Here is a 929-nt window from a genome sequence, read left to right on the forward strand (position 1 = left end):
TGTACCCGTGCCTGCTGGCGGCAAGCGACTTCTACGCCCACCACCGCGCGCACCCCGAGCTCACCTACAGCGATCGCGTGATCTACTCACCGTCCGTGCCGGTGTTCAGAGACGACAAGGGCGCGTTTCTGCCGGAGCCCTACCGGGTCTCGTTCCTCACCGCCGCCGCGCCGAACTTCGGCGCGATCCTGCGCAGTCAGCCCGAACACGCAGCTGCGGTTCCCGTGATCCTTCAGCGGCGTGCGGCCCGTGTTCTGCGGGTCGCCGCCGCGCATGGGCACCGGCGGCTGGTGCTCGGTGCCTGGGGATGCGGGGTGTTCGGCAACGACCCGGCGGTCGTGGCGGCGGCGTTCCGCGCGTCGTTGCGAGACAACCGGTTCTTCGACGACGTCGTCTTCGCCGTGCTGGATCGGTCGCGGGACACCCCTGTCCTCGCCGCTTTCGCCGATGCGTTCAGCAACAACGGGCATGGAGATCGGCTCGTCACCCCACCGTCCGAACGGTAGACAAGCGTTCAAGCCCGGCGTTGGGGGCGGGTACGTCATCGAGTCCGACGTTGAGCCTGCCGACAACCTCATTCAGCCAGCAGACTCCCCAGAACCCTGAATAGCCAACGCATACGAGCACCGACAATCATCCGATCACGGCGGAGGCAGGTGCTTGAAGTTGTCGTCGGCGAGCCAGCACGCGTATTCTTTCCGCACGTACGCGGTCGTCGTGTAGATGCCCTCACAGTAGCCGCCACCCCGGTCAAGCAGTTCGACGTGGACGACTTCGTCGCCTTTGTAGTAGACGAACAGTCCGCCGAACGCCCTGAGAGGCGACACCTCCTTGCCGACCAACTCGTCGACCCGCTTGTACGAGATCTCCTCCATGTCGAACAGGTAGAACCAGTCCCACTCCCAGTCGGTGAACTCCTTGAACGGCTT

General features: G+C 64.8%; 2 protein-coding genes. One reads left to right on the forward strand and one right to left on the reverse strand.

The features are described from left to right. On the forward strand, window positions 1-506 hold a 506-nt coding region (locus ADK67_RS09770; RefSeq protein WP_157620052.1), incomplete at its 5' end, for a TIGR02452 family protein. A gap of 135 nt (window positions 507-641) precedes the next feature. Here the strand turns inward: ADK67_RS09770 and ADK67_RS52330 are convergent. After that, the coding region (locus ADK67_RS52330; protein WP_197289356.1) for a hypothetical protein at window positions 642-929 on the reverse strand (288 nt) is incomplete at its 5' end.

The organism is Saccharothrix sp. NRRL B-16348 (assembly GCF_001280085.1).
In the GTDB taxonomy this organism is placed as follows: domain Bacteria; phylum Actinomycetota; class Actinomycetes; order Mycobacteriales; family Pseudonocardiaceae; genus Actinosynnema.